Raw genomic sequence first — 1,306 nt, 5'->3', positions numbered from 1 at the left:
GGTTAATTCATAAATCAATATTGCCGTCATTAGTCTCTAATAAACCAAAAATAGTTTTACCCATTAAACTTGCTGTTAATTCATTTTTATCTAATTTTTCTTTCCGACTTGGTGAATGTAAACCTTTACAATATATTTTGCTACCATTTGATAAAGTAAAAGTAAAATTAGATAAATTAATAGTATAAGGAATATGATTTTCATCTAACATATTTCATATATTTTGAAATACACTATCTTTTAAATCTTTACTTAAATACATACTAGAAATAATACAAATCGGTTTTTTAATTAATAAACTAATTTTTAATAATTCACCAAACATTTTAATATTTGAAATAGTTTTACCACTATATCGTGTTCCAATTTGATTAATTTCATTTACTAATTCATATTTTTTAGCAAAAGGATATTTATTACCAATAGTACTATTTTGTAATAACCAATAAGGCGTTTCTAACAAATAAGTAAAATGATTAAGCATTATTATCACTTTCTTTTTTAATATCTCTAATATCAGTTTGTAAATTAACTATTATTGGTTGTTGACTATTTAAGTTTAATTCTTGTTCTAACTGTTTTTCTTGCAGTGAATATTTATAATTAAATGCTCGTTGTCAATATAATTTAGCACCATCAGGTGATTTCATCATAAAGTTAATTATTTCACTTTCAATTTTATCAACTTGTTTTTCAAGTAAAGGAACTATCTTTTCGCTCGCATAAGTATCATATCTTCACTTGCGAGAAAGGTTGAATTCATTGGTTAAATCATTCAAAGTATATGGTTTATTAGGTGATTTATTTTGTCAAAATTCATCTATTTTACGATAAAATGTTCGTAAACTTGCTTTATTTGGATTAAATTCTTTCATTTTTTACTCCTTTTTGCATATTAAAATTGCTATTATTTAATGAATATGATTAAATAAAAGAGTAATAAAGAAACTTACCAAGAACTAAACACCTATCAAAATGTATTAAAGAACTTAATATTATTTTTATTATGTTTATTTTATATCAAAAAAAGACTTTTTCAAGTCTTAATTTTTTAATTTATAAACAAGTTTTTAGAGCTTTGGAAAATCTATTAAACTTTTATAAATATAATTTAAATATAACACTTTATATAAAAATGTCAAATAAATTCTTTAATTTTGTAGAAAACTCTTGATGAAATAAAAAAAATCATCAATATGACAATTTGAAAACTAATTTTGTGTAAGATTATACTTTTGCTTTAAATTTTTTAAACGTTAAAATATAATACCGTTGATTGTTGTTTTGGTGTTAAACCTTTATGCTG

Annotated in this window: 1 protein-coding gene; it reads right to left on the bottom strand. The window is 21.7% G+C overall.

Annotated elements, in window-relative coordinates; translation table 4 throughout:
* Positions 1-476: 476 nt before the first annotated feature.
* Positions 477-875 (bottom strand): hypothetical protein, encoded by a 399-nt coding sequence (locus tag EHV01_RS05665; protein ID WP_422066611.1) that lies wholly within the window; start codon positions 873-875, stop codon positions 477-479.
* Between the last annotated feature and the right edge of the window lie 431 nt (positions 876-1,306).

It is taken from the genome of Spiroplasma sp. hy2 (genome assembly GCF_044714365.1).
Taxonomy (GTDB): domain Bacteria; phylum Bacillota_I; class Bacilli_A; order Mycoplasmatales; family Mycoplasmataceae; genus Spiroplasma; species Spiroplasma phoeniceum.
Note: the sequence above shows the minus strand (reverse complement) of the source record. Positions and strands in the feature narration are given on the sequence as shown.